This is a genomic window from Nodosilinea sp. P-1105 (genome assembly GCF_012911975.1).
Lineage (GTDB): Bacteria > Cyanobacteriota > Cyanobacteriia > Phormidesmidales > Phormidesmidaceae > Nodosilinea.
This window is the reverse complement of sequence record NZ_SMDQ01000119.1, coordinates 1-6,663: the sequence shown is the minus strand read 5'-3', so window position 1 is coordinate 6,663 and position 6,663 is coordinate 1. Positions and strand designations below refer to the sequence as shown.

Sequence of the window (6,663 nt, the reverse complement as noted above, 5' to 3'; positions counted from 1 at the left end):
CCTTGCCCGTCAGTCACTAAAAGCACAAACCCTCAGTCCCTTTCACTTAGAGGGTTTCCCGGCTTAAATCACACCCCCTCGCAGTTACCACTTTTAACCAAATTGACGCTTTGCCAAATCAATTCTATTTGAATACGTCAGATCTAAATGAATTAATTCGTCCATATACTCAAGTTAATGTAGCTGAGAGTCAATTTGAACTTCACCCTGATTATAGGGAAACCGTTAAAAGCTGGCTGCAATTTCAACCAGCATCAGAAGAGCTGTTTCAGCGTCCGTAAGCATATGGAGAACAAATACGTTCGGAATAACTTATTGCCCATTGCAGAGTTGATTGAACACTTTGCTGATCTGAGCGATCGCCTCGAAAATTCTGAGTCTGGTTATGCGTTGGAAATAGAACAGGTCAATGTTGATTTACCCATCGAGCTTAATGTTTCTGTAGATGATGACGGGGCCGTGACCCTCCATGGTTCGGCCCCAACCCAAGCTACTAGAACCACCTTTCTCCCGGTTTTTCACCGCATGAGTCTACAAATCGTACCTGACGATGGTCAATAAAGCGAACCAGTCCTGGAATTTGCAAGCCTTTCTAGACTCACTCATTTTTGAGCTAGACAAGGCCCAGGACACGCTGTCGGTTAAAGGGTTGAACCGCAAGCTTACCTACATGGTCAAAGACATGAACCTGGAACTGCAACTCTTCCCCGAATTCGACGGCGATACCGTTCGCTTTACCACCGCTAAACCCGGTGACACGGGCGCTTCTAAAATTTCACTTCAACTGGGCTCCATCCGCGATACCCAAATTCATGAGGTCGCGCGTCCTCCCCTCACCCACGACGAAACCCCGCTTGAAAAAATCGGCTTGCCCGAACCCCAGCAAAGAGAACTGAAAAGATTGGGGATCCATTCCGCTGAAGATTTAAAGCGCACCGTCAAAGACCGCAATATTAACCTGGAAAAAGTGACGAACCAAAGGGTTGACTACAGCAATCTCGCTAGGGCCATCAACCAATCTCGTTACGGTTCCCCCAACGTTGCTCAAGCTCAAGGTCAGGTAGACCCCGCCCCCCATGCCGCCTTTACCGACAATCTGACCCACTCCATCAACCAATCCCGTCGTCGCCAACATCCCCCCAGCGTTTCCCACGCCCGAGTCTCCCAAGAAAAAGACAAAACAGTCCTCATCCTAGACGGCGAAAACCTGGCCATAGCCCAATCTCACACCAACTTCCCTAGCGCTTTGCTCAACGATCGCCCCATTCCAGTGCTCTCCGCCAGCCCCAACCAGCTTCAGCTCCAGGTTGATCCTGCTTCTTTGCAGGGGGATGCTCACCAGCTTCAGGTCGCTCTCGACCCCTACGCTGTCTTCACTATGAACCTGCAAACTTAGTTCACTGACCTCACCCCCTTACCTGTCCTGCCATGTCTCTCTCCACCTCCATTCCTCCCCGCAATCGGCTCCTCGCCCTGGAACAAGAACTCCAGGCACGACGACCCGTGGTTGGTCAGCGGAGCCCTGACCAACCACCGAGAAAGACACAGGTGATGGGCACTCAGGCAGAGGCGGCATCGGCAACAAGGGCGTCTGCCCCCGCTTCGCAACCGACCATCCAACCGCCCCAGCACCGTCGCTCCCCTACGCCAAAAACGGCTCCACCCCTGTCTCCCTGGCAACGTCTGGCAGCCCGACTCACCCAGACCTCTCTGCCAGACGATAGTGTTTCCTTTTCTGAGCCAGAGCTAACGCCACCTCACGTCCCGTCAAACCCGACAAATTTTGCCCAGGAACAATCCCTGCCCAACGTTCCTTTGCCAACCAGACCCGGTGCCAGAGCACCTCATTCTGCGGTCAGTTCACCGCCTACCCTTCCCAGCCACGCCCACTATAACCAGGCGGTACCCCCCTTAGAAGACGCTGAAGACGCTGTGCCCTCCACCAGTTGGAAAGACCTGGCTGAGCAAATTTACCAGATGCGATCGCCCTTGGTACAGCACAGCCGGACCACTCAACCCTCAGCCGATTCACCAGAGTCATTCATGCTGTCAGTCACAGACAGTCAAGCCACGGTGGAACGGCCCGAGCCTCAACCCTTCCAAGTCGAACCGTTGGCAGCAGAGCATCTTAATCCACTAGCCCCGCCACCAGGGGCTACCTATGTTGCCCCTGATCTAGAAGCAGTTGCCGACTCAACCACCGCCCAACCCCCTCCACTAGTACAGGCAGAGCCGCCTGAGACGTGGGAGCAAGACCGTGAAGACATTAGCACGATTGATATTGCCGCCACGGCAGTAGATCCTGCTGAACTCTCCAGTGATACTCCAGTAGAAGCGGTAACGGAAACGGCAATTGTTCCCATCGGTATTTCTGAAATTGTTTCTAAAAATGGCGGTACCTTACTACCCCACTCTCCCTCCGATTGGGGAGCCTTGGCTCAGATCCTCTCAATTAGGGCAGGGCCACCCAAACTAGCCCCCCGCTCATTGCTAGAGCTGCCGCCAGGGTCAACCGATTCAGCCGATTGACCCTGAGCAAAGTTCGTTTTCCCTCAGCTTCTTTTCTACCGACGGTTTATTTGTTTCATGTGTTGGTGAACCCCCATGCGTACTCCCAAAAACCGCCTTCAAGAGTTAGCCCAAACCCTGCAGTCTCGTCAGGCTCAGCCGTCATCCCCCAAGCAGAAGAAACGGCATCAAACTAAGCCAAAGGCCACTGTAGAGGCTATGGCCTATGACCACAGTGAACCCATTGAGTTGCGCTACAACCAGGAAACCGACAGCTATGCAGCGAAAGCACCAACCTATACGGCTGCCCAATCCGTTGAGCCCGAGCTGAATTTTGGTTCTGAGGCATTTGAGGTGGAACCCTTTGAGGCCAAACCTGTCGCCGCTGCCCAATCTATCCCCCTACAACCTGAGGTAGTGGCAGATCAATCGCAACCGATGCCCGTCAAACCGGCCGCTCCCTCGGTTCAATCCTTTAGTAGCGAGACTGTTGTTGAGCCTGAACCCTCTACAGATCCAGACGTTGCTACTAATGATGATTTCTTAGAAGATTTGCAGGCAATTTTGAAGGGTGAGAAAACCTACGAAGGCACCGGTCAGCAGGTGGGCGATGCCGCACCTAACGCCACCCAACTTTCCACTTCAGAACCCTCTGCCCCTGGTAAACCAGCTAAACAAGGCTCACCTCACGATGTGTTTGATCGCTTAGAGCAAGGACTACCTCCCGACCCTGAGCCCACCCCAGCACCCACCTACTCCAATGCTCATAGCGTATTTGACCGCATGGGTAATAACATGGCCTTTGCTAATTCGTTTGACTTGGGTACGGTTTCACTCCAGCAGAAGTTTGATGAGTTTGATCAGACTTTGGATGATGAAGAGAGGAATCTGTCTAAATCTCGGATCTCAGAAGCTGATAACGAGGCAGTACTAAATCTTGATAATCAACTTAACTTATCCAGTACTAAGGCTACAAAATCTACACAGGTTGACACAAAGCCAACAGCAGTCGTAATGCCTAGATCAAACACCATTCAACCTGTATCTACACAAGTTGACACAAAGCCAACAGCAGTCACAATGCCTGGATCAGATCATCAGACTTTGATGACCGCAGAAGAGCTTAGGAGGCAAGGGGGAGAAGTCTATTGGTATAACATAAACTCTACTTATAGGAGGGTATTGCAAAAGCTAGAAGACTATGAAAGATTTCTTTCAAAGAATTCTGATTCACATCCATTTAAAAAAATCTCTTTCTTATTCCCTATCAGTGCTGAAATTACAACCTGGCTTGACAAAAATAGCAAGAACGAGTCCAAGAAATCACGCAAGGAAGCACTAGAAAATTTGCAAATTCAGGTCAACAGGGAAATCAAGAACTTGGTGCCAGCGCAGAATATCAATGAAGTTTTGCCAGGCAAATTGGCTGAAATTTTATTTGAAATAAGTGATTTTTCAAAGACTTCTTCCGTTATTCTTTTTTCCCAGTTAATGGAAAAACTCATATCCATTTATGGGCCAAATGGGATAACAAATGAGAATTTTAAAGTTGAATTGAGAAATTTATTAATTGCAAATAATGATGTTGTTGGTTCAAGTAGTTTCGCCTTACAAACCTCCGGAAATAGCGGAGAAGTAAAAGTAAACGTAGACGTCGGTAAACTACTGTTCCCTTGTTTTAAAGCGAATGTTGGGGTGGAAGTTGGTGCCAAGTCTGTGGCCAGCCGCTTAATTGTAAGTGAATGTCAATCACCAGATGCTGAGAATGATTATCTAAAAAGATATTGCTTGATGGATTTGAATGGTTACTATTCTGAGGGAACTTTCGGGGTAAACCTGGAAGTTGGCATAGAGGCATCAGCAGGACTAGGCACTAGCATTCGTCTTGATCCAGGGGGTAGTAATGTAGTGGATAGGCTTGAAGTCGCTTCGCTAAGCTTCGATACCCGTCTGGCTGCGAACGTCGGTGCAGAAGCAACTGCATCAGTAGGTGGAGGTGTTGAAGGGATTTGGTTAAAAGTGTCAGCCCAAACCCCCGTTCATTTTAATGAAGTTTCAGAAGTGGAAGATCGTTTATTTAAACTGATTACTAGCAAAAATGATAAAAATGGTCGATTCAACTCTCAAGACGAGGTTTATTTCTCTTTATTCTCTCATGCCTATAATGCTGAAGCAGGAGTTAAACTAGGAGCATCTGCAAAAGTGGCGGCAGGTATTTCTATATCCACAGAGGCAGAAGCGAAGGCTCAGGTTCAGGGAAGTTGCAAGATTAGCAGCTATACGTATCAGACAAAACTTTCCAATCAAACCTTTAAGACACAAAGAACCCAAATGTATTTCAAGCAAGTGGGGGCAGAACTTGAAGCCACAGCATTAGCCAAAGCGAATTTGCTGAAGGAAAGTGAGAATGAAGCTGAAATGGATTTGTTGAAAGAAGACAAATCTATTAGGTTTGTCAACAAAAAAACAGAGAAAGGAGTTCAGGCCAGAAAAGGATACATGTTTGTAAATTCGTTGTCTTACCATTCTGCAGTAGCCTATTGGAGATCACCAAGTGATGACAACGAAAACGCACATCTCCTGCCAGGAAGCGGCTTCTGTGTTGGACATTCAATTATTCTTAAAACTTTGAGGGACAAACTTTATGGCGACTCAATTGACGAAAATTATATTGCGGAATTGGCGAAAGCTTTAAAGTTAAACAGTCTTTCTCAAGAAGAAGCTCTAAAATATTTTCTGTTCGAATTACGTTCCATCGTACAAGGTATGACAACCGAGCCAAATAGGGAAGACCGGGAAAGGCCATTTATTGAGACAAGAACATTTATTGAAGCCACCTTTATCTCTCGAGATCCTGTTGCTCTTAAGCTACAGGACAATATATCTGGCTCGGATCGGCTTTCGCAGAATTACACCCTTGATTCAGAGACTATGAGAAATCTTTCAGATACCAACAATCATATTTTGCAATCACTCCGTTTTCGATCAACAGTGGAAGGCAAAAAGCAGAAATATGACTCTATTTTTAAGTTGGGCTTCAATGTAAAGATTGGTAATGAACTTGGGGCAGGAGCTTCGAAGTTGCCTATAGGAGTTGATATTGATTTAGGACGAATAGAAGATGCTAGCAGCCTGAAACTTACAGATCTCGTCATTGAATGGTATGGCATAGATTTGCATTCGGGTAATTCTGTCCCATTAACTAAGGCTCCGAAAGTTTATGTTCCATCTTCATCTCTCATTATGTAAAAATATTTTGTTTAAGTGGGCAGATAATTACTGCAAAAACCAATTCCATTACCGCCCTGGTCGAAGAGGTCCGGCGCAAACGGCTCAAAGCCTTTGACGCCAGCCGAGATTTAAGCGTACATCCGCTGTCATCCCCTGGCACCGCCAGCCCGGCGCAGCCCGAACCCAGCCACAAAAGCAGCCTCATCCGTTTTAGCGCCGACCTAGACCTAACTGACCTTGACCCAGCCAACAACAACGGCCAGCCCTACATTCTTAAAGAAGCTGGGTTATTTAACGCCAAAGATATGAATACGGGGGTAATGTACAACCGAGTTGTCTTTCCCGGCATTCCCAAAACCAACGATTTCAAGCTCACCTTAGTTTGGGAAATTATTTTTTAAATCCCACCCATCCTTTATCCCTCTGCCCATCCACCTCTAACGCTGCTATGACAGAAACTAACGGCAACGCTCCTTTTACACACAACGACAAAAAATCTGGCGATGTCATCCGCTCAGAGGACTGGAACGCTGCCATGAATGAGGTCATGGGGAGTGCGTCAACATTTAGCGAGAGAAAAATGAAGATAGAGGGGTAGGTCATCTAGGGCTACCGCCATGACACCTGAACAACACCAACAACTGCAAGGGCACGTCAGTGAGATCGCTAAACTGCTGTATACCGATGCCCAAGCCAAAGGGCTACCCATGGGCAACCTGAGCGAGATTGAGATGGCCGTCCGCAGCCAATTGCTTCGCCATGTCTCGCCAGAGTTGGGAATTTTTTTATCGAAACAGAGGTTGGCCCAGACTCAGGCTACCCACGAGGGCTAAATAGCCTGCTGGGGAAGTTGCGTCTCGGCCCCACCCAAGCCGAGAAACTGGGCGTTAAGCCTGGTATTCAACAGAGTCCGTTGCTGGAGTT

6 protein-coding genes are annotated in these 6,663 nt (G+C 48.0%); all 6 read left to right on the top strand.

What is annotated here, in order from left to right; translation table 11 throughout:
* Positions 1-285 precede the first annotated feature (285 nt).
* A complete protein-coding gene (locus E1H13_RS25855) occupies positions 286-561 on the top strand; it encodes a hypothetical protein (protein WP_206071098.1) in 276 nt (91 codons plus the stop codon).
* The gene (locus E1H13_RS25850; RefSeq protein WP_169617844.1) at positions 551-1,396 is read left to right on the top strand and encodes a hypothetical protein; all 846 of its coding nucleotides are present in this window, start codon (positions 551-553) and stop codon (positions 1,394-1,396) included. Before E1H13_RS25855 ends, E1H13_RS25850 begins: the two co-directional genes overlap by 11 nt.
* Before the next feature lie 32 nt (positions 1,397-1,428).
* Positions 1,429-2,529: a hypothetical protein gene (locus E1H13_RS25845; RefSeq protein WP_169617843.1), complete on the top strand. Its 1,101-nt coding sequence runs from the start codon at positions 1,429-1,431 to the stop codon at positions 2,527-2,529.
* 75 nt (positions 2,530-2,604) lie between these two features.
* The gene (locus E1H13_RS25840; RefSeq protein WP_169617842.1) at positions 2,605-5,757 is read left to right on the top strand and encodes a hypothetical protein; all 3,153 of its coding nucleotides are present in this window, start codon (positions 2,605-2,607) and stop codon (positions 5,755-5,757) included.
* A gap of 430 nt (positions 5,758-6,187) precedes the next feature.
* Complete coding sequence (locus E1H13_RS25835) at positions 6,188-6,337, top strand: hypothetical protein (protein ID WP_169617841.1); 150 nt, start codon at positions 6,188-6,190, stop codon at positions 6,335-6,337.
* Positions 6,338-6,356: 19 nt separating this feature from the next.
* Complete coding sequence (locus E1H13_RS25830; protein ID WP_169617840.1) at positions 6,357-6,572, top strand: hypothetical protein; 216 nt, start codon at positions 6,357-6,359, stop codon at positions 6,570-6,572.
* The last annotated feature ends 91 nt before the right edge of the window (positions 6,573-6,663 follow it).

What these genes read in the sequence shown, in the direction of transcription:
- E1H13_RS25855 (WP_206071098.1), top strand. Translation starts at nt 286, where the DNA reads ATGGAGAACAAATACGTTCGGAATAACTTATTGCCCATTGCAGAGTTG.
- E1H13_RS25850 (WP_169617844.1), top strand. Translation starts at nt 551, where the DNA reads ATGGTCAATAAAGCGAACCAGTCCTGGAATTTGCAAGCCTTTCTAGAC.
- E1H13_RS25845 (WP_169617843.1), top strand. Translation starts at nt 1,429, where the DNA reads ATGTCTCTCTCCACCTCCATTCCTCCCCGCAATCGGCTCCTCGCCCTG.
- E1H13_RS25840 (WP_169617842.1), top strand. Translation starts at nt 2,605, where the DNA reads ATGCGTACTCCCAAAAACCGCCTTCAAGAGTTAGCCCAAACCCTGCAG.
- E1H13_RS25835 (WP_169617841.1), top strand. Translation starts at nt 6,188, where the DNA reads ATGACAGAAACTAACGGCAACGCTCCTTTTACACACAACGACAAAAAA.
- E1H13_RS25830 (WP_169617840.1), top strand. Translation starts at nt 6,357, where the DNA reads ATGACACCTGAACAACACCAACAACTGCAAGGGCACGTCAGTGAGATC.